This is a genomic window from Staphylococcus sp. EG-SA-2 (genome assembly GCF_017152085.1).
The window spans coordinates 1-22766 of the sequence record NZ_JACYHC010000433.1 but is presented as its reverse complement, the minus strand read 5'-3'; the positions used below and the strand labels follow the sequence as shown (position 1 = coordinate 22766).

The window sequence follows — 22766 nt, the reverse complement described above, 5'->3', positions numbered from 1 at the left end:
AGTTAACTGCCGAAGAAAGATTGTTACATGCAATCTTTGGTGAAAAAGCACGTGAAGTTAGAGATACTTCATTACGTGTACCTCACGGCGCTGGCGGTATCGTTCTTGATGTAAAAGTATTCAATCGTGAAGAAGGCGACGATACATTATCACCTGGTGTAAACCAATTAGTACGTGTATATATCGTTCAAAAACGTAAAATTCATGTTGGTGATAAGATGTGTGGTCGACATGGTAACAAAGGTGTCATTTCTAAGATTGTTCCTGAAGAAGATATGCCTTACTTACCAGATGGACGTCCGATCGATATCATGTTAAATCCTCTTGGTGTACCATCTCGTATGAACATCGGACAAGTATTAGAGCTACACTTAGGTATGGCTGCTAAAAATCTTGGTATTCACGTTGCATCACCAGTATTTGACGGTGCAAACGATGACGATGTATGGTCAACAATTGAAGAAGCTGGTATGGCTCGTGATGGTAAAACTGTACTTTATGATGGACGTACAGGTGAACCATTCGATAACCGTATTTCAGTAGGTGTAATGTACATGTTGAAACTTGCGCACATGGTTGATGATAAATTACATGCGCGTTCAACAGGACCATATTCACTTGTTACACAACAACCACTTGGCGGTAAAGCGCAATTCGGTGGACAACGTTTCGGTGAGATGGAGGTATGGGCACTTGAAGCATATGGTGCTGCATACACATTACAAGAAATCTTAACTTACAAATCCGATGATACAGTAGGACGTGTGAAAACATACGAGGCTATTGTTAAAGGTGAAAACATCTCTAGACCAAGTGTTCCAGAATCATTCCGAGTATTGATGAAAGAATTACAAAGTTTAGGTTTAGATGTAAAAGTTATGGATGAGCAAGATAATGAAATCGAAATGACAGACGTTGATGACGATGATGTTGTAGAACGCAAAGTAGATTTACAACAAAATGATGCTCCTGAAACACAAAAAGAAGTTACTGATTAATACGCAATTTACAAAACAGGCAAAAAGATACTAAGCTGAATTTTATTGATGATTCAGTTTAGTACTTTAAGCCATTTTAAATAAATGCAAATCAATCAAATAGCACAGCTAATCTAAATTGAAGGAGGTAGGCTCCTTGATTGATGTAAATAATTTCCATTATATGAAAATAGGATTGGCTTCACCTGAAAAAATCCGTTCTTGGTCTTTTGGTGAAGTTAAAAAACCTGAAACAATCAACTACCGTACATTAAAACCTGAAAAAGATGGTCTATTCTGTGAAAGAATTTTCGGACCTACAAAAGACTGGGAATGTAGTTGTGGTAAATACAAACGTGTTCGCTACAAAGGCATGGTCTGTGACAGATGTGGAGTTGAAGTAACTAAATCTAAAGTACGTCGTGAAAGAATGGGTCACATTGAACTTGCTGCTCCAGTTTCTCACATTTGGTATTTCAAAGGTATACCAAGTCGTATGGGATTATTACTTGACATGTCACCAAGAGCATTAGAAGAGGTTATTTACTTTGCTTCTTATGTTGTTGTAGATCCAGGTCCAACTGGTTTAGAAAAGAAAACTTTATTATCTGAAGCTGAATTCAGAGATTATTATGATAAATACCCAGGTCAATTCGTTGCAAAAATGGGTGCAGAAGGTATTAAAGATTTACTTGAAGAGATTGATCTTGACGAAGAACTTAAATTGTTACGCGATGAGTTGGAATCAGCTACTGGTCAAAGACTTACTCGTGCAATTAAACGTTTAGAAGTTGTTGAATCATTCCGTAATTCAGGTAACAAACCTTCATGGATGATTTTAGATGTACTTCCAATCATCCCACCAGAAATTCGTCCAATGGTTCAATTAGATGGTGGACGATTTGCAACAAGTGACTTAAACGACTTATACCGTCGTGTAATTAATCGAAATAATCGTTTGAAACGTTTATTAGATTTAGGTGCACCTGGTATCATCGTTCAAAACGAAAAACGTATGTTACAAGAAGCCGTTGACGCTTTAATTGATAATGGTCGTCGTGGTCGTCCAGTTACTGGCCCAGGTAACCGTCCATTAAAATCTTTATCTCATATGTTAAAAGGTAAACAAGGTCGTTTCCGTCAAAACTTACTTGGTAAACGTGTCGACTATTCAGGACGTTCAGTTATTGCAGTAGGTCCAAGCTTGAAAATGTACCAATGTGGTTTACCAAAAGAAATGGCACTTGAACTATTTAAACCATTCGTAATGAAAGAATTAGTTCAACGTGAAATTGCAACTAACATTAAAAATGCGAAGAGTAAAATCGAACGTATGGATGATGAAGTTTGGGACGTATTGGAAGAAGTAATTAGAGAACATCCTGTATTACTTAACCGTGCACCAACACTTCATAGACTTGGTATTCAAGCATTTGAACCAACTTTAGTTGAAGGTCGTGCGATTCGTCTACATCCACTTGTAACAACAGCTTATAATGCTGACTTTGACGGTGACCAAATGGCGGTTCACGTTCCTTTATCAAAAGAGGCACAAGCTGAAGCGAGAATGTTGATGTTAGCAGCACAAAACATCTTGAACCCTAAAGATGGTAAACCTGTAGTTACACCATCACAAGATATGGTACTTGGTAACTATTACCTTACTTTAGAAAGAAAAGATGCAGTAAATACAGGCGCAATCTTTAATAATACAAATGAAGTATTAAAAGCATATGCAAATGGCTTTGTACATTTACACACTAGAATTGGTGTACATGCAAGTTCGTTCAATAATCCAACATTTACTGAAGAACAAAACAAAAAGATTCTTGCTACGTCAGTAGGTAAAATTATATTCAATGAAATCATTCCAGATTCATTTGCTTATATTAATGAACCTACGCAAGAAAACTTAGAAAGAAAGACACCAAACAGATATTTCATCGATCCTACAACTTTAGGTGAAGGTGGATTAAAAGAATACTTTGAAAATGAAGAATTAATTGAACCTTTCAACAAAAAATTCTTAGGTAATATTATTGCAGAAGTATTCAACAGATTTAGCATCACTGATACATCAATGATGTTAGACCGTATGAAAGACTTAGGATTCAAATTCTCATCTAAAGCTGGTATTACAGTAGGTGTTGCTGATATCGTAGTATTACCTGATAAGCAACAAATACTTGATGAGCATGAAAAATTAGTCGACAGAATTACAAAACAATTCAACCGTGGTTTAATCACTGAAGAAGAAAGATATAATGCAGTTGTTGAAATTTGGACAGATGCAAAAGATCAAATTCAAGGTGAATTGATGCAATCACTTGATAAAACTAACCCAATCTTCATGATGAGTGATTCAGGTGCCCGTGGTAACGCATCTAACTTTACACAGTTAGCAGGTATGCGTGGATTGATGGCCGCACCATCTGGTAAGATTATCGAATTACCAATCACATCTTCATTCCGTGAAGGTTTAACAGTACTTGAATACTTCATCTCAACTCACGGTGCACGTAAAGGTCTTGCCGATACAGCACTTAAAACAGCTGACTCAGGATATCTTACTCGTCGTCTTGTTGACGTGGCACAAGATGTTATTGTTCGTGAAGAAGACTGTGGTACTGATAGAGGTTTATTAGTTTCTGATATTAAAGAAGGTACAGAAATGATTGAACCATTTATCGAACGTATTGAAGGTCGTTATTCTAAAGAAACAATTCGTCATCCTGAAACTGATGAAATAATCATTCGTCCTGATGAATTAATTACACCTGAAATTGCTAAGAAAATTACAGATGCTGGTATTGAACAAATGTATATTCGCTCAGCATTTACTTGTAACGCACGACATGGTGTTTGTGAAAAATGTTACGGTAAAAACCTTGCTACTGGTGAAAAAGTTGAAGTTGGTGAAGCAGTTGGTACAATTGCAGCCCAATCTATCGGTGAACCAGGTACACAGCTTACAATGCGTACATTCCATACAGGTGGGGTAGCAGGTAGCGATATCACACAAGGTCTTCCTCGTATTCAAGAGATTTTCGAAGCACGTAACCCTAAAGGTCAAGCGGTAATTACGGAAATCGAAGGTGTCGTAGAAGATATTAAATTAGCAAAAGATAGACAACAAGAAATTGTTGTTAAAGGTGCTAATGAAACAAGATCATACCTTGCTTCAGGTACTTCAAGAATTATTGTAGAAATCGGTCAACCAGTTCAACGTGGTGAAGTATTAACTGAAGGTTCTATTGAACCTAAGAATTACTTATCTGTTGCTGGATTAAACGCGACTGAAAGCTACTTATTAAAAGAAGTACAAAAAGTTTACCGTATGCAAGGTGTAGAAATCGACGATAAACACGTTGAGGTTATGGTTCGACAAATGTTACGTAAAGTTAGAATTATCGAAGCAGGTGATACGAAGTTATTACCAGGTTCATTAGTTGATATTCATAACTTTACAGATGCAAATAGAGAAGCATTTAAACACCGTAAGCGTCCTGCAACAGCTAAACCAGTATTACTTGGTATTACTAAAGCATCACTTGAAACAGAAAGTTTCTTATCTGCAGCATCATTCCAAGAAACAACAAGAGTTCTTACAGATGCAGCAATTAAAGGTAAGCGTGATGACTTATTAGGTCTTAAAGAAAACGTAATTATTGGTAAGTTAATTCCAGCTGGTACTGGTATGAGACGTTATAGCGACGTAAAATACGAAAAAACAGCTAAACCAGTTGCAGAAGTTGAATCTCAAACTGAAGTAACGGAATAACAAGTATATAACAGAGGCTAATGCTTTAGCCTCTTGTTATTTTTATGTAAATTATTTGATTTAATGTTGACGAATTCTCTTGTTCAATGTTAAAATATTAAAGGTTGATGCAAGCAGAACTTTGGAGGATAAATTATTGTCTAAGGAAAAAGTTGCACGCTTTAACAAACAACATTTTGTAGTTGGTCTTAAAGAAACGCTTAAAGCGTTAAAGAAAGATCAAGTTACATCTTTGATTATTGCTGAAGACGTTGAAGTATATTTAATGACTCGCGTGTTAAGCCAAATCAATCAGAAAAATATACCTGTATCTTTTTTCAAAAGCAAACATGCTTTGGGTAAACATGTAGGTATTAACGTCAATGCGACAATAGTAGCATTGATTAAATGAGAATTAGTAAGTGTTTTACTTACTAAATTTTATTTAACCTAAAAATGAACCACCTGGATGTGTGGGATTAAAAAGTGAAGAGAGGAGGACATATCACATGCCAACTATTAACCAATTAGTACGTAAACCAAGACAAAGCAAAATCAAAAAATCAGATTCTCCAGCTTTAAATAAAGGTTTCAACAGTAAAAAGAAAAAATTTACTGACTTAAACTCACCACAAAAACGTGGTGTATGTACTCGTGTAGGTACAATGACACCTAAAAAACCTAACTCAGCGTTACGTAAATATGCACGTGTGCGTTTATCAAACAACATCGAAATTAACGCATACATCCCTGGTATCGGACATAACTTACAAGAACACAGTGTTGTACTTGTACGTGGTGGACGTGTAAAAGACTTACCAGGTGTGCGTTACCATATTGTACGTGGAGCACTTGATACTTCAGGTGTTGACGGACGTAGACAAGGTCGTTCATTATACGGAACTAAGAAACCTAAAAACTAAGAATTTAGTTTTTAATTAAATCTTAAACTTAAAATATTTAATATAAGGAAGGGAGGATTTACATTATGCCTCGTAAAGGATCAGTACCTAAAAGAGACGTATTACCAGATCCAATTCATAACTCTAAGTTAGTAACTAAATTAATTAACAAAATTATGTTAGATGGTAAACGTGGAACAGCACAAAGAATTCTTTATTCAGCATTCGACCTAGTTGAACAACGCAGTGGTCGTGATGCATTAGAAGTATTCGAAGAAGCAATCAACAACATTATGCCAGTATTAGAAGTTAAAGCTCGTCGTGTAGGTGGTTCTAACTATCAAGTACCAGTAGAAGTTCGTCCAGAGCGTCGTACTACTTTAGGTTTACGTTGGTTAGTTAACTATGCACGTCTTCGTGGTGAAAAAACGATGGAAGATCGTTTAGCTAACGAAATTTTAGATGCAGCAAATAATACAGGTGGTGCCGTTAAGAAACGTGAGGACACTCACAAAATGGCTGAAGCAAACAAAGCATTTGCTCACTACCGTTGGTAAGATAAAAGCTTTTACCCTGAGTGTGTTCTATATTAATGAATTTTCATTAAGCGTTCATGCTTAGGGCATCGCCATATCTATCGTATTTATTCAGTAATATAAACTGGAAGGAGAAAAAATACATGGCTAGAGAATTTTCATTAGAAAAAACTCGTAATATCGGTATCATGGCTCACATTGATGCTGGTAAAACGACTACGACTGAACGTATTCTTTATTACACTGGCCGTATCCACAAAATTGGTGAAACACACGAAGGTGCTTCACAAATGGACTGGATGGAGCAAGAACAAGACCGTGGTATTACTATCACATCTGCTGCAACAACAGCAGCTTGGGAAGGTCACCGTGTAAACATTATCGATACACCTGGACACGTAGACTTCACTGTAGAAGTTGAACGTTCATTACGTGTACTTGACGGAGCAGTTACAGTACTTGATGCACAATCAGGTGTTGAACCACAAACTGAAACAGTTTGGCGTCAGGCTACAACTTATGGTGTTCCACGTATCGTATTTGTAAACAAAATGGACAAATTAGGTGCTAACTTCGAATACTCTGTAAGTACATTACATGATCGTTTACAAGCTAACGCTGCTCCAATCCAATTACCAATTGGTGCGGAAGACGAATTCGAAGCAATCATTGACTTAGTTGAAATGAAATGTTTCAAATATACAAATGATTTAGGTACTGAAATTGAAGAAATTGAAATTCCTGAAGACCACTTAGATAGAGCTGAAGAAGCTCGTGCTAGCTTAATCGAAGCAGTTGCAGAAACTAGCGACGAATTAATGGAAAAATATCTTGGTGACGAAGAAATTTCAGTTTCTGAATTAAAAGAAGCTATCCGCCAAGCTACTACTAACGTAGAATTCTACCCAGTACTTTGTGGTACAGCTTTCAAAAACAAAGGTGTTCAATTAATGCTTGACGCTGTAATTGATTACTTACCTTCACCACTAGACGTTAAACCAATTATTGGTCACCGTGCTAGCAACCCTGAAGAAGAAGTAATCGCGAAAGCAGACGATTCAGCTGAATTCGCTGCATTAGCGTTCAAAGTTATGACTGACCCTTATGTTGGTAAATTAACATTCTTCCGTGTGTATTCAGGTACAATGACATCTGGTTCATACGTTAAGAACTCTACTAAAGGTAAACGTGAACGTGTAGGTCGTTTATTACAAATGCACGCTAACTCACGTCAAGAAATCGATACTGTATACTCTGGAGATATCGCGGCTGCGGTAGGTCTTAAAGATACAGGTACTGGTGATACTTTATGTGGTGAGAAAAATGACATTATCTTGGAATCAATGGAATTCCCAGAGCCAGTTATTCACTTATCAGTAGAGCCAAAATCTAAAGCTGACCAAGATAAAATGACTCAAGCTTTAGTTAAATTACAAGAAGAAGACCCAACATTCCATGCACACACTGACGAAGAAACTGGACAAGTTATCATCGGTGGTATGGGTGAGCTTCACTTAGACATCTTAGTAGACCGTATGAAGAAAGAATTCAACGTTGAATGTAACGTAGGTGCTCCAATGGTTTCATATCGTGAAACATTCAAATCATCTGCACAAGTTCAAGGTAAATTCTCTCGTCAATCTGGTGGTCGTGGTCAATACGGTGATGTTCACATTGAATTCACACCAAACGAAACAGGCGCAGGTTTCGAATTCGAAAACGCTATCGTTGGTGGTGTAGTTCCTCGTGAATACATTCCATCAGTAGAAGCTGGTCTTAAAGATGCTATGGAAAATGGTGTCTTAGCAGGTTATCCTTTAATTGATGTTAAAGCTAAATTATATGATGGTTCATACCATGATGTCGATTCATCTGAAATGGCCTTCAAAATTGCTGCATCATTAGCACTTAAAGAAGCTGCTAAAAAATGTGATCCTGTAATCTTAGAACCAATGATGAAAGTAACTATTGAAATGCCTGAAGAGTACATGGGTGATATCATGGGTGACGTAACATCTCGTCGTGGACGTGTTGATGGTATGGAACCTCGTGGTAATGCACAAGTTGTTAATGCTTATGTACCACTTTCAGAAATGTTCGGTTATGCAACATCATTACGTTCAAACACTCAAGGTCGCGGTACTTACACTATGTACTTCGATCACTATGCTGAAGTTCCAAAATCAATCGCTGAAGATATTATCAAGAAAAATAAAGGTGAATAATATAACTTGTTTTGACTAGCTAGCCTAGGTTAAAATACAAGGTGAGCTTAAATGTAAGCTATCATCTTTATAGTTTGATTTTTTGGGGTGAATGCATTATAAAAGAATTGTAAAATTCTTTTTGCATCGCTATAAATAATTTCTCATGATGGTGAGAAACTATCATGAGAGATAAATTTAAATATTATTTTTAATTAGAATAGGAGAGATTTTATAATGGCAAAAGAAAAATTCGATCGTTCTAAAGAACATGCCAATATCGGTACTATCGGTCACGTTGACCATGGTAAAACAACATTAACAGCAGCAATCGCTACTGTATTAGCAAAAAATGGTGACTCAGTTGCACAATCATATGACATGATTGACAACGCTCCAGAAGAAAAAGAACGTGGTATCACAATCAATACTTCTCACATTGAGTACCAAACTGACAAACGTCACTACGCTCACGTTGACTGCCCAGGACACGCTGACTACGTTAAAAACATGATCACTGGTGCTGCTCAAATGGACGGCGGTATCTTAGTAGTATCTGCTGCTGACGGTCCAATGCCACAAACTCGTGAACACATTCTTTTATCACGTAACGTTGGTGTACCAGCATTAGTAGTATTCTTAAACAAAGTTGACATGGTTGACGATGAAGAATTATTAGAATTAGTAGAAATGGAAGTTCGTGACTTATTAAGCGAATATGACTTCCCAGGTGACGATGTACCTGTAATCGCTGGTTCAGCATTAAAAGCTTTAGAAGGCGATGCTCAATACGAAGAAAAAATCTTAGAATTAATGGAAGCTGTAGATACTTACATTCCAACTCCAGAACGTGATTCTGACAAACCATTCATGATGCCAGTTGAAGACGTATTCTCAATCACTGGTCGTGGTACTGTTGCTACAGGCCGTGTTGAACGTGGTCAAATCAAAGTTGGTGAAGAAGTTGAAATCATCGGTTTACATGACACATCTAAAACAACTGTTACAGGTGTTGAAATGTTCCGTAAATTATTAGACTACGCTGAAGCTGGTGACAACATTGGTGCATTATTACGTGGTGTTGCTCGTGAAGACGTACAACGTGGTCAAGTATTAGCTGCTCCTGGTTCAATTACACCACATACTGAATTTAAAGCAGAAGTATACGTATTATCAAAAGACGAAGGTGGACGTCACACTCCATTCTTCTCAAACTATCGTCCACAATTCTATTTCCGTACTACTGACGTAACTGGTGTTGTTCACTTACCAGAAGGTACTGAAATGGTAATGCCTGGTGATAACGTTGAAATGACAGTAGAATTAATCGCTCCAATCGCGATTGAAGACGGTACTCGTTTCTCAATCCGCGAAGGTGGACGTACTGTAGGATCAGGCGTTGTTACTGAAATCATTAAATAATTTCTAATTTCTTAGATTTTATATAAAAAGAAGATCCCTCAATCGAGGGGTCTTTTTTTAATGTGTAAATTTTGTAATGGCTATTCGATTTAGAAGAACAATAATTGATGAAAGACTGACTAATAAAACTTATAACTGATAATACTGTTTAAATAAAATTGTTGAGTCTTGGACATTGTAAAATGCTCCCTTCAAAGTTTTCATTTTTTCAATGTCTACTTTGAAGGGAGCATTTCATTAGTTTATGTCCCAGATTCATATCTTTCAATTAATTTAAATGCTTAATTTGTTTTAAATACTTGCTCTAATTCAATGATTTTTAAAAATACAGCTACAGCGTATTTTAATGATTTTTCATCAATATCAAATTTGGGATTATGGTGTGGCGCTGTAATACCTTTACTTTCATTACCACAACCAGTCAGAAAGAATGCACCTGGTCGTACTTTCAAATAATGTGAAAAATCTTCTCCAATCATCATTAAATCTGATTCATTAAAGCGTACATGTAAGTCATTTGTTGCTTCTTTAATAACTTGATATGCTTTCTCGTTATTATGGACAGGCAAATACCCTTTAATATAATTCAAATCATAGTTAATATCATTTGCTATTGCTAAACCTTGTAGAAGCTTATCCATTTTGTCCATTACATGATTCTGTATATCTGAATCGAAAGTTCTAACTGTACCTTTACAAAATGCTTGATCAGGAATAACGCTATCTGTGGTACCTGCTTGAATCATTCCAAATGAAAGTACAGCTTGTTTAACTGGATCGATCGTACGTGAAATTATTTTTTGTGCACTTAAAATGAACTCTGCCATGATTACTATTGGGTCAATGGTTTCATGAGGTTTGGCACCATGACCACCACGACCTTTAATTGTGACGCTAAATTCATCTGGAGAGGCCATGATTGCCCCCGCACGTGAATGAATAGTTCCAGTAGGATAACCACTCCATAAATGTGTACCGTAAATTCTATCTACATTTTCCAGACATCCAGCATCTATCATTTCTTGAGAACCACCTGGCATGATTTCTTCACCGTACTGGAATATTAATACAACATTACCTTCTAATAAATGTTTATGTTCATCTAAAATCTCTGCTACAGTAAGTAAAATTGCTGTATGACCATCATGCCCACACGCATGCATACATCCTGGATTTTTAGACTTATAAGGCACATCGTTTAATTCCTCGACAGGTAACGCATCAAAGTCAGCTCTTAATGCAATGGTAGGTCCTGTGCCCAAGCCTTTAAATGTGGCTTTGATACCATTGCGGCCGATAGGAGTTTCAATATCACAAGATAACTGGCTTAATTGGTTAACAATATAATCATGTGTTTGAAATTCTTCAAAAGATAACTCAGGATATTGGTGTAAATAACGTCTGAGTTGAATTGTTTTATTTTCTTTATTATTTGCTAGTTGGAACCAATCTAACACCCTTATCACTACTTTCTAAAATAATGTTTATAGTATAACATTTTATGAAATTATCGTACTAAATGATTGCTTTGAGATATTTTATCTATGAATGATAAGGCTTTCAAGTTATGTAGAATTACTGTATGATAAAGGTATTACCAAACAATACTTAAGGGGGATTATATACTGTGGTTCAATCATTACATGAGTTTTTAGAGGAAAATATAAATTATCTAAAAGAAAATGGTTTGTATAATGAAATAGATACAATTGAAGGTGCAAACGGACCAGAAATCAAAATCAATGGGAAATCATACATTAACTTATCTTCAAATAATTATTTAGGACTAGCAACAAATGAAGATTTGAAATCAGCTGCAAAAGCAGCTATTGATACACATGGTGTAGGTGCAGGCGCTGTTCGTACAATCAATGGTACATTAGATTTACACGACGAATTAGAAGAAACACTAGCAAAATTTAAAGGAACAGAAGCTGCAATAGCTTATCAGTCAGGATTTAATTGTAATATGGCTGCTATTTCAGCTGTCATGAATAAAAATGATGCTATTTTATCAGATGAGCTTAATCATGCATCAATTATTGATGGATGTCGCTTATCTAAAGCTAAAATTATTCGAGTTAACCATTCAGACATGGATGATTTACGTGCGAAAGCAAAAGAAGCAGTTGAATCAGGTCAATACAATAAAGTGATGTATATCACTGATGGCGTTTTTAGTATGGATGGTGATGTGGCTAAATTACCTGAAATTGTAGAAATTGCAGAAGAATTTGGTTTATTAACTTATGTTGACGACGCTCATGGTTCAGGTGTTATGGGTAAAGGCGCTGGTACGGTTAAACATTTTGGTTTACAAGATAAAATCGATTTCCAAATAGGTACGCTTTCTAAAGCAATTGGTGTCGTTGGCGGCTATGTAGCAGGTACAAAAGAGTTAATAGATTGGTTAAAAGCACAATCACGACCATTCTTATTCTCTACATCATTAGCACCTGGGGATACCAAAGCAATAACTGAAGCAGTTAAAAAGTTAATGGATTCAACTGAATTACATGATAAATTATGGGACAATGCACAATATTTAAAAAATGGATTGTCAAAATTAGGATATGATACAGGTGAGTCAGAAACTCCAATTACACCAGTAATTATTGGTGATGAAAAAACAACTCAAGAATTTAGTAAGCGTTTAAAAGACGAAGGTGTCTATGTGAAATCTATCGTTTTCCCAACAGTACCAAGAGGTACAGGACGTGTAAGAAATATGCCTACAGCTGCACATACAAAAGACATGTTAGATGAAGCAATTGCGGCTTATGAAAAAGTAGGAAAAGAAATGAAGTTGATTTAATATTTATTTATTTATTCCCACGGCAAATATTGTCGTGGGCTTTTTTTAATGTTTAGTTTATTAACAGTAAGTTCTTATAACAATGTTTAGTGCTCCCCAAAATTGAAGTTTGAATTTTAAAAGCATCTTGTAGAATTTAGTTGTATTTTTTACAAAGAAATTCATTTTGATTATTTTTGATAATGAGTATTTTAATAGTAATACATGTTTATAGTGTGTAGTATATGTCTATACTAGTAGTAACTATATAGAGAAAGTAGGAATAAACTATGTCACAAGATGTAAATGAATTAAGTAAGCAACCAACGCCAGATAAAGCAGAAGATAACGCATTTTTCCCATCACCATATTCCCTTAGTCAATATACAGCACCTAAAACAGATTTTGATGGTGTTGAACACAAAGGTGCCTATAAAGATGGTAAATGGAAAGTATTGATGATTGCTGCTGAAGAGAGATATGTATTATTGGAAAATGGAAAAATGTTCTCTACGGGTAATCATCCTGTTGAAATGTTATTACCTTTACATCATTTAATGGAAGCAGGTTTTGACGTTGATGTTGCGACATTATCTGGTTATCCAGTTAAATTAGAATTATGGGCTATGCCAACTGAAGACGAGGCAGTTATAAGTACTTATAATAAATTGAAAGAAAAATTAAAACAGCCAAAAAAATTAGCAGATGTGATTAAAAATGAATTAGGACCTGATTCAGACTATTTATCTGTCTTTATCCCAGGCGGACATGCTGCAGTTGTTGGTATTTCTGAAAGTGAGGACGTTCAACAAACATTAGATTGGGCATTAGACAATGACCGCTTTATAGTTACATTATGTCATGGACCAGCAGCACTACTTTCAGCAGGGCTTAACAGAGAAAAATCTCCATTAGAAGGATACTCTGTTTGTGTCTTCCCTGACTCATTAGATGAAGGTGCAAATATTGAAATAGGTTATTTACCTGGACGCTTGAAATGGTTAGTTGCTGATTTATTAACTAAACAAGGATTAAAAGTAGTTAACGACGATATGACAGGAAGAACGTTAAAAGATCGTAAATTATTAACAGGTGACAGTCCTTTAGCTTCAAATGAGTTAGGAAAATTAGCAGTTAATGAAATGTTAAATGCAATACAAAATAAATAATTAAATATTAATTAGAGGAGCCTCATATGTAAATGTATGAGGGCTCTTTTTTTTGGCAAAATTTAAGTGATACTTGTAAAATAGAACCTATTATGAGTATGATTTAAGAAAACGCTTGCAAAACTAATAACCGCAACTAGCGATATGGAGGAAACATGATGTCTTATAGCATTGGAATTGATTATGGAACTGCTTCAGGCCGTGTGTTTTTAATTAATACAACTAACGGTCAAGTAGTATCAAAATTTGTGAAACCATATACACATGGTGTCATTGAAAGTGAATTAAATGGTTTGAAAATACCACATACATATGCACTTCAAAATAGTAATGATTATTTAGAAATTATGGAAGAAGGAATATCATATATAGTACGTGAATCAAAAATAGATCCAGTCAATATAGTAGGTATTGGTATAGACTTTACTTCATCTACTATTATTTTTACTGACGAAAACCTTAACCCGGTACATAATTTAAAACAATTTAAAAACAATCCACATGCGTATGTGAAACTTTGGAAACATCATGGTGCATATAAAGAAGCAGAGAAATTATATCAAACTGCTATTGAAAATAATAATAAGTGGTTAGGCCATTATGGATATAATGTTAGTAGTGAATGGATGATTCCCAAAATAATGGAAGTCATGAATCGAGCACCAGAAATTATGGAAAAAACGGCTTATATTATGGAAGCGGGCGATTGGATTGTAAATAAATTAACTAATAAAAATGTACGCTCGAATTGTGGATTAGGTTTCAAAGCATTTTGGGAAGAAGAAACAGGGTTTCATTATGATTTATTTGATAAAATAGACCCCAAATTATCAAAAGTAATTCAAGATAAAGTATCTGCACCGGTTGTTAATATTGGTGAAGTAGTAGGGAAACTGGACGATAAAATGGCACAGAAATTAGGATTATCAAAAGAGACTATGGTAAGTCCTTTTATTATTGATGCCCATGCTAGTTTATTAGGTATTGGGTCTGAAAAAGATAAAGAAATGACTATGGTGATGGGAACAAGCACATGCCATCTTATGTTAAATGAAAAGCAACATCAAGTGCCAGGTATATCAGGTTCTGTAAAAGGAGCAATTATTCCAGAATTATTTGCTTATGAAGCGGGGCAATCAGCAGTAGGTGATTTGTTTGAGTATGTCGCTAAGCAAGCACCAAAGTCATATGTAGATGAAGCAGCAAATAGAAATATGACTGTATTTGAATTAATGAATGAAAAGATAAAACATCAAATGCCAGGTGAAAGTGGGCTCATTGCTCTTGATTGGCATAATGGAAATCGAAGTGTATTAAGTGATAGCAATTTAACAGGTTGTATCTTTGGATTAACTTTACAAACTAAGCATGAGGATATTTATAGAGCATATTTAGAAGCTACAGCATTTGGTACTAAGATGATTATGCAACAGTATCAAGATTGGCATATGGAAGTAGAAAAGGTATTTGCATGTGGCGGTATACCTAAAAAGAATGCTGTTATGATGGATATCTATGCGAATGTACTGAATAAAAAACTAATTGTTATGGATAGTGAGTATGCACCAGCAATAGGCGCAGCAATATTAGGTGCAGTCAGTGGTGGCGCACATAATTCAATTAATGATGCAGTTGATGCTATGAAAGAGCCAATTTTATACGAAATTAATCCAGAAGCGGAAAAAGTACAAAGGTATGAAACATTATTTAAAGCTTATAAGGCTTTACATGATATCCATGGTTATAAAAAAGCTAATATAATGAAAGATATCCAGAGTTTAAGAGTTGAGGGATAAAAAATTTAATTTGACAGTAATTAGCAATAATAAACGCTATAAATTACTAAAATCAATTAATACAACTAGAATTTCCATTTACAGAAACATCAGCAACATGTACATGTCATATATACAAGAAAGCGCTTTTATATTATAATTATTATGAAAATGAATATTATGTCCGCTTGTGACGGACTATAGCTATATAGAAGAGACAAAGGAGATATTTCTATGAAAAAAATTATGATTACTGGTGCATTAGGACAAATTGGTACAGAATTAGTTGTTAAGTGCAGAGAAATTTATGGGACAGATAATGTTCTTGCTACAGATATTAGGGAACCTGAAGCAGACTCACCTGTACAAAATGGACCATTTGAAATTTTAGACGTAACAGATCGTGACCGCATGTTTGAGTTAGTTAGGGACTTTGAAGCGGATAGTCTAATGCATATGGCAGCATTATTATCAGCAACTGCAGAGAAAAATCCAATTCTAGCTTGGGATTTAAATATGGGTGGATTAATGAATGCATTAGAAGCTGCAAGAACTTATAATTTGCACTTTTTCACACCAAGTTCAATTGGTGCATTTGGAGACTCAACTCCTAAAGTTAATACGCCACAAGTAACGATTCAGCAACCTACGACAATGTATGGTGTAAATAAAGTAGCTGGAGAATTATTGTGTCAATACTATTTCAAACGTTTTGGTGTAGATACAAGAAGTGTTAGATTCCCAGGTTTAATCTCGCATGTTAAAGAGCCAGGTGGCGGTACTACAGACTATGCTGTTGAAATATACTTCAAAGCAGTAAGAGAGGGTCATTATACAAGCTTCATAGATAAAGGCACGTATATGGATATGATGTATATGGATGATGCAATTGAAGCAATTATTAAACTTATGGAAGCAGACGACGCTAAATTAGAAACTAGAAACGGTTATAATTTGAGCGCAATGAGTTTTGATCCAGAGATGGTAAAAGAAGCAATTCAAGAATACTATCCAAATTTTACATTAGATTATGATGTTGATCCTATTAGACAAGGTATCGCTAATAGTTGGCCGGATTCTATTGATACAAGCTGTTCACGTGGCGAATGGGGATTTGATCCTAAATATGATTTAGCGAGCATGACTAAATTAATGTTAGAAGCTATTGAACAAAAAGATACTGTTAAAAATAATAACTAATCATTTCCATTCACTTTAATACACGGAATGATATTTTAAATTACTCTTTATTTTAATAAACTAGTGCATGAATTCTAATATTATTCATTATACATATTGAATTCGCGAGCTTAGTTCATTTTAAAGTAAAGAGTTTTTTGTATGTAAAGTATATTAGTAAAACACAGATTACTTGTCTCTGTGAAATTAATACGTTTATACTAAAAGATATAGTCTTTCTAGAAAATCTGTTAATTAATTTTGAATTTTTAGAAAATTTATTGAACAGCAAAATATGGATTGTTATAATTTAAGTTAAACAAATTCTTATACAATATTATTAGGAGGCAATCACCATGTCACAAGCAGTTAAAGTTGAACGACGAGAAACATTAAAACAAAAACCAAATACATCTCAACTAGGTTTTGGTAAATATTTTACTGATTATATGTTGAGTTATGATTATGATGCAGATAAAGGATGGCATGATTTGAAGATAGTACCTTATGGTCCTATTGAAATTTCACCTGCTGCACAAGGTGTTCATTATGGTCAATCGGTATTCGAAGGATTAAAAGCATATAAAAGAGATGGGGAAGTTGCACTTTTCCGTCCTGAAGAAAATTTTAAGCGTCTTAATAACTCGTTAGCACGATTAGAAATGCCTCAAGTAGACGAAGCAGAATTGTTAGAGGGGCTAAAACAATTAGTTGATATAGAAAGAGATTGGATTCCTGAAGGGGAAGGTCAATCATTATATATTCGTCCATTTGTTTTTGCAACAGAAGGGGCACTTGGCGTTGGTGCATCACATCAGTATAAATTATTAATTATTTTATCTCCTTCAGGTGCATATTATGGTGGTGAGACTTTAAAACCAACTAAAATCTATGTAGAAGATGAATATGTGCGTGCTGTTCGTGGCGGTGTAGGCTTTGCAAAAGTTGCAGGTAACTATGCGGCAAGTTTATTAGCACAAACAAATGCAAATAAATTAGGTTATGACCAAGTATTATGGCTTGATGGTGTTGAACAGAAATATATCGAAGAAGTTGGTAGCATGAATATTTTCTTCGTTGAAAATGGAAAAGTAATTACACCAGAGTTGAATGGCAGTATTTTACCTGGTATTACACGTAAATCTATTATCGAATTAGCTAAAAACTTAGGATATGAAGTCGAAGAGCGCCGCGTTTCAATCGATGAATTATTCGAATCATATGATAAAGGTGAGTTAACAGAAGTATTTGGTAGTGGTACTGCAGCAGTTATTTCACCTGTGGGTACATTGAGATACGAAGATCGTGAAATCGTTATTAATAATAATGAGACTGGTGAAATTACTCAAAAATTATACGACGTCTATACTGGTATTCAAAATGGTACTTTAGAAGATAAAAATGGTTGGAGAGTCGTTGTACCAAAATATTAATAAAAATTGAATATAATCATGAAAACAATATGTAAAAGTTAATCATGACTAAAATCCCTTTCAATGAAGCGAAGCATGGTAATAAATTAAGTTTACAATGTTTATTGTTAAGTATTGAAGGGGATTTCACTTATTATTATATTTAATTCAATATTTAAATAGAACAATACTACGAGTTCATTTTCAGGGGATAACGAATATCATAGAATCAGCATAATACGAAATAAATAAATAGGAGTATTGATATCAATGGAATGGATATTATTTGATAAAGATGGTACGTTAATTGAATTTGATAGAAGTTGGGAAAAAATAGGGGTACGATTTGTACAATCATTGCTTGAGACTTTCCCAGTACATAATAAAGAAGCTGCTTTAAGACAACTCGGTGTCATTAAAGAATCTATTGATCCAAAATCAGTGATGGGTTCAGGATCTTTACAACAAATTATCCAGGCATTTAATGATGTGACGGGACAAGATACAACCGACTGGTCCAAGTCAACAAGTCAAAAGCTGGTAGATGAACGTATTCCTGAAATTAATTGGGTAGAAGGTGTTAAAGAAGCACTTATCGATTTGAAAGCAAAAGGCTATCAACTTGGTATTGTTACGAGTGATACTAAAAAAGGTGTAGAACAATTTTTAGCACATACCAATGCTATCTCGTTGTTCGATTTGATCATTTCTACCGAAGCGGATGCCTATGAGAAGCCAAATCCTAAAGTATTATCGCCTTTATTTGAGCAATATAATGTAGATCCTCAGAAAGTAGCTATAGTAGGAGACACTGCTAATGATATGAAGACAGCAAGTAATGCAAATTTAGGTATGGCAATAGGTGTATTAACAGGTATTGCAACAAAAGAAGAATTACATGAAGCTGATATTATTTTAAATAGTGCGGCAGATATTTTAGAAGCTTTAAATTAAAAAGAAAGACATAGTGTATATGTGAATTAATGTATTCGATAGAATTGATAATGTAATCGATGATATCTATGGAATATACATTGAATATAAACATATACGCTATGTCTTTAGTCTTTTATCGTGTATCTACTTGTCGATATGTTTGAATAATTCGAGCAATTTTGTCTATCATAGGATTTAAAGATTCGGGGTCCTTATGGATATCATATTCATTAATATTGATACGTACAACTGGACATGCATTAAAGCTATTAATCCAATCGTCATAGCGTTTAAATAGCTTTTTCCAGTATTCAGGGTCTGTATTAATTTCCATTTCGCGACCACGTTCAATAATACGATCAATGACCTCATCATAGTTACATTCTAAATAAATCATTACATCTGGTTTAGGAAAATAAGGTGTCATGACCATGGCATTAAATAAGTCTGAATATGTTTTGAAATCTTCTTTACTCATTGTGCCTTCTTCTTCATGCATTTTTGCAAAAATATCAACATCTTCATAAATTGATCGATCTTGGACAAAGCCACCACCATATTCAAACATACGCTTTTGTTCTTTAAAACGTTCAGCTAAGAAGTAAATTTGCAAATGGAAACTCCATCGTTCAAAATCGCTATAAAATTTATCTAAATATGGATTATGTTCGACATTTTCAAAAGACGTTTTAAAGTTTAATTTATCTGCAAGTGCTTGCGTTAGTGTTGATTTTCCAACACCAACTGTACCTGCAATGGTTATAATGGCATTTTGTGGAATACCGTAATTATTCATTGGTAATATCTCCTATCATAGGTAATATAATATGTAATATATCTTCGTAATCTTGTTCATTTTTAAGAAAATCAATAGAAGTTGTATCGATTAAAACTACATTTGAACCATTACTTTGTAAGGACTCATAATACTCACGATAATCTTTTTTTAACTTTAACAGATATTCATCTTCTATTTGATGCTCAAAACTACGGTTACGTTTAGCAATTCTAGATTTTAACACATCAAGGTCTGCATCTAAAAAGATAATCATATTCGGCATAATCATATCTTCAGTTAAAATATCATAAATTTTACTGAATTTCTGAAATTCAACAGGACTCAAAGTATTTTTAGCAAATATCTTATTTTTATGTATATGATAATCACTAACTACACCTTGATTTAGTTGTGTTACATCTTGAAATTGCTTATATCTATTGCATAAAAAGAACATTTCAGTTTGAAAACTCCATTTAGAGATATCTTCATAAAAGTCTGATAAAAATGGATTTTCTGTGATGATTTCTTTTTCTTCATAAAAATCTAAAGTTTGACTTAATTTGTGTGCAAGTGAAGATTTACCTACGCCAATAGGACCTTCAATTGCTATAAAAGGTTTGTTCATATTCACATCTCCAAATGTTAAAATAGACATTGAGTATTGTACCATAAGTGAGGTATCTGGACATAAATGACAAATGATATATATTTTATGACATTAGCGATTGAAGAAGCTAAAAAAGCAGCTCAACTAGGCGAAGTACCTATAGGTGCTATCATCACTAAAGATGATGAAGTTATCGCTAGAGCACATAATTTAAGAGAAACACTACAACAACCAACGGCGCATGCTGAACATATTGCAATTGAACGTGCAGCCAAAGTGTTAGGTAGTTGGCGTTTAGAAGGTTGCACATTATATGTAACCTTAGAACCATGTGTCATGTGCGCAGGAACAATTGTAATGAGTCGCATTCCAAGAGTCGTCTATGGCGCAGATGATCCTAAAGGTGGTTGTAGTGGCAGTTTAATGAATTTATTGCAACAATCTAATTTTAATCATCGTGCAATTGTTGATAAAGGTGTACTTAAAGAAGCATGTAGCACATTATTAACAACATTTTTTAAAAACTTAAGAGCCAATAAGAAATCCACCAATTAGACGATAGTACATACTAATTAAAATTTGTTAGAATTACATTATATGATAAATTAATGACAATATAAATGTTAATAGAAAAGTATGTGCGCTGAGTATATATTCTTATTTAAGAACAAGATTTTAAATTTACGAAACGAGGTAACATAATGATAAAACTAATAGCCACTGATATGGATGGCACGCTACTTAATGCAGCACATGAAATTTCTCAACCTAATATTGATGCGATTAAATACGCTCAAGAACAAGGGATAACGGTTGTTATCGCGACAGGTCGAGCATTTTATGAAGCACAAGCACCAGTTGCTGACACAGATTTAACAGTACCATATATTTGTTTGAATGGTGCTGAAGTACGTGATGAAACTTTCAATGTAATGAGCACTTCACACCTTAATAAATCGTTAGTACACAAAATTACAAATGTTTTAAAAGATGCAGGTATTTATTATCAAGTATACACGAGTCGTGCGATTTATACTGAAGATCCACAAAGAGATTTAGACATTTACATAGATATTGCTGAGCGTGCAGGTCAACATGCAAACGTTGAGCGTATTAAAAATGGTATTCAAAGACGCATAGATAATGGTACGTTGAAAGTTGTTGATAATTATGATGCTATTGAAAACATACCTGGTGAATTAATTATGAAAATATTAGCATTTGATGGAAATTTAGAAAAAATTGACAAAGCTAGTAAAATTTTAGCTGAATCTCCGAATTTAGCTATATCATCATCTTCGAGAGGAAATATAGAAATAACGCATTCAGATGCACAAAAAGGTATTGCGCTAGAAACAATTGCCGAAAGATTAGGGATTGAAATGAAAGATGTCATGGCAATAGGTGACAATTTAAATGACTTATCAATGTTAGAGAAAGTTGGCTATCCAGTTGCGATGGAAAATGGTGCAGAAGAAGTTAAAAAAATAGCGAAATATGTCACAGATACGAATGAAAATAGTGGTGTTGGAAAAGCTATTATGAAATTATTACGTGAACAACAAGTTTAATAAAAAAAAGAGGGGTCAAATATGAAAGGATTAATTATTATTGGCAGTGCACAAGTGAATTCACATACAAGTGCACTAGCAAGATACTTAACTGAGCATTTTAAAACACATGATATTGAAGCGGAAATATTCGATTTAGCAGAAAAACCGTTAAATCAATTAGATTTTTCAGGAACAACACCGTCTATTGATGAAATCAAACAAAATATGAAAGATTTAAAAGAGAAAGCAATGGCGGCGGACTTTTTAATATTAGGAACGCCAAACTATCATGGTTCATATTCTGGAATATTGAAAAATGCATTAGATCATCTAAATATGGATTATTTTAAAATGAAACCTGTAGGCTTAATAGGAAATAGTGGTGGTATTGTTAGTTCAGAGCCATTGTCACATTTAAGAGTAATCGTCAGAAGTTTACTAGGCATTGCTGTACCAACTCAAATAGCAACACATGATTCTGATTTTGCTAAAAATGAAGATGGTTCATATTACTTAAATGATAGTGAATTCCAATTACGAGCAAGATTATTTGTCGATCAAATTGTATCTTTTGTGAATAATAGTCCATATGAACATTTAAAATAATATTAAAAAATATGTAAATATACATTAAAAATAGGTATGTAGCTTAAGGTATTTCGGTTCTCCACCAAATGTGGTGGGTATATAATTTAAAGAACTATTTTAAATTACAACTTTTAGAGTTTTTATTATTAGGCGGCCAGTCCATTATTGGGC

Annotated in this window: 19 protein-coding genes; 16 read left to right on the top strand and 3 right to left on the bottom strand. The window is 34.3% G+C overall.

The features are described 5' to 3' along the window. From IDG60_RS05340 to tuf, 7 genes are all read left to right on the top strand, one after another. Positions 1-998, top strand: a 998-nt coding sequence (locus tag IDG60_RS05340) for a DNA-directed RNA polymerase subunit beta (protein WP_481906081.1), incomplete at its 5' end; no start/stop codon positions are given. A gap of 163 nt (positions 999-1161) precedes the next feature. Further along, on the top strand, positions 1162-4758 hold the full coding sequence (rpoC, locus tag IDG60_RS05335) for a DNA-directed RNA polymerase subunit beta' (protein WP_001788197.1): 3597 nt from the start codon (positions 1162-1164) through the stop codon (positions 4756-4758). A gap of 136 nt (positions 4759-4894) precedes the next feature. Beyond that, complete coding sequence (locus IDG60_RS05330) at positions 4895-5149, top strand: ribosomal L7Ae/L30e/S12e/Gadd45 family protein (RefSeq protein WP_000031892.1); 255 nt, start codon at positions 4895-4897, stop codon at positions 5147-5149. A gap of 97 nt (positions 5150-5246) precedes the next feature. Beyond that, positions 5247-5660 (top strand): 30S ribosomal protein S12, encoded by a 414-nt coding sequence (gene rpsL, locus IDG60_RS05325; protein ID WP_001142337.1) that lies wholly within the window; start codon positions 5247-5249, stop codon positions 5658-5660. Positions 5661-5725: 65 nt separating this feature from the next. After that, on the top strand, positions 5726-6196 hold the full coding sequence (gene rpsG, locus IDG60_RS05320) for a 30S ribosomal protein S7 (protein WP_001137495.1): 471 nt from the start codon (positions 5726-5728) through the stop codon (positions 6194-6196). Between the two features lie 122 nt (positions 6197-6318). After that, positions 6319-8400, top strand: coding sequence for an elongation factor G (gene fusA, locus IDG60_RS05315; protein WP_000090315.1), 2082 nt, complete (start codon positions 6319-6321; stop codon positions 8398-8400). A 216-nt stretch (positions 8401-8616) separates the two neighbouring features. Further along, positions 8617-9801, top strand: a complete 1185-nt coding sequence (gene tuf, locus IDG60_RS05310) for an elongation factor Tu (RefSeq protein WP_001040568.1) — start codon at positions 8617-8619, stop codon at positions 9799-9801. 281 nt (positions 9802-10082) lie between these two features. Here the strand turns inward: tuf and IDG60_RS05305 are convergent, their stop codons facing one another. Then, the gene (locus tag IDG60_RS05305; protein ID WP_000887920.1) at positions 10083-11258 is read right to left on the bottom strand and encodes a M20 family metallopeptidase; all 1176 of its coding nucleotides are present in this window, start codon (positions 11256-11258) and stop codon (positions 10083-10085) included. 170 nt (positions 11259-11428) lie between these two features. Between IDG60_RS05305 and IDG60_RS05300 the strand changes: the two genes are divergently transcribed. From IDG60_RS05300 to IDG60_RS05275, 6 genes are all read left to right on the top strand, one after another. Further along, positions 11429-12616 (top strand): glycine C-acetyltransferase, encoded by a 1188-nt coding sequence (locus IDG60_RS05300; RefSeq protein WP_000250823.1) that lies wholly within the window; start codon positions 11429-11431, stop codon positions 12614-12616. A gap of 269 nt (positions 12617-12885) precedes the next feature. Further along, positions 12886-13764: a glyoxalase III HchA gene (gene hchA, locus IDG60_RS05295; protein WP_000076404.1), complete on the top strand. Its 879-nt coding sequence runs from the start codon at positions 12886-12888 to the stop codon at positions 13762-13764. Between the two features lie 158 nt (positions 13765-13922). Beyond that, positions 13923-15560, top strand: coding sequence for a ribulokinase (locus IDG60_RS05290; RefSeq protein ID WP_000122354.1), 1638 nt, complete (start codon positions 13923-13925; stop codon positions 15558-15560). Between the two features lie 213 nt (positions 15561-15773). Then, a complete protein-coding gene (locus IDG60_RS05285; protein ID WP_000723301.1) occupies positions 15774-16739 on the top strand; it encodes an NAD-dependent epimerase/dehydratase family protein in 966 nt (321 codons plus the stop codon). Between the two features lie 335 nt (positions 16740-17074). Beyond that, a complete protein-coding gene (locus IDG60_RS05280) occupies positions 17075-18151 on the top strand; it encodes a branched-chain amino acid aminotransferase (RefSeq protein WP_000076036.1) in 1077 nt (358 codons plus the stop codon). Between the two features lie 249 nt (positions 18152-18400). Then, on the top strand, positions 18401-19084 hold the full coding sequence (locus IDG60_RS05275; protein ID WP_000454780.1) for an HAD family hydrolase: 684 nt from the start codon (positions 18401-18403) through the stop codon (positions 19082-19084). 115 nt (positions 19085-19199) lie between these two features. Here the strand turns inward: IDG60_RS05275 and IDG60_RS05270 are convergent, their stop codons facing one another. Together IDG60_RS05270 and IDG60_RS05265 are read right to left on the bottom strand one after the other, a co-directional pair. After that, positions 19200-19862: a deoxynucleoside kinase gene (locus tag IDG60_RS05270; protein WP_001067261.1), complete on the bottom strand. Its 663-nt coding sequence runs from the start codon at positions 19860-19862 to the stop codon at positions 19200-19202. Next, positions 19855-20472, bottom strand: a complete 618-nt coding sequence (locus IDG60_RS05265) for a deoxynucleoside kinase (protein WP_001039516.1) — start codon at positions 20470-20472, stop codon at positions 19855-19857. Before IDG60_RS05265 ends, IDG60_RS05270 begins: the two co-directional genes overlap by 8 nt. Positions 20473-20538: 66 nt before the next feature. On the opposite strand from IDG60_RS05265, the gene tadA reads away from it, so the two are divergent. From tadA to IDG60_RS05250, 3 genes are all read left to right on the top strand, one after another. Next, positions 20539-21009, top strand: a complete 471-nt coding sequence (tadA, locus tag IDG60_RS05260; protein WP_000180281.1) for a tRNA adenosine(34) deaminase TadA — start codon at positions 20539-20541, stop codon at positions 21007-21009. A 146-nt stretch (positions 21010-21155) separates the two neighbouring features. Further along, positions 21156-22025, top strand: coding sequence for a Cof-type HAD-IIB family hydrolase (locus IDG60_RS05255; protein WP_000593361.1), 870 nt, complete (start codon positions 21156-21158; stop codon positions 22023-22025). Between the two features lie 21 nt (positions 22026-22046). Continuing rightward, the gene (locus IDG60_RS05250; RefSeq protein WP_000677261.1) at positions 22047-22613 is read left to right on the top strand and encodes an NADPH-dependent FMN reductase; all 567 of its coding nucleotides are present in this window, start codon (positions 22047-22049) and stop codon (positions 22611-22613) included. The last annotated feature ends 153 nt before the right edge of the window (positions 22614-22766 follow it).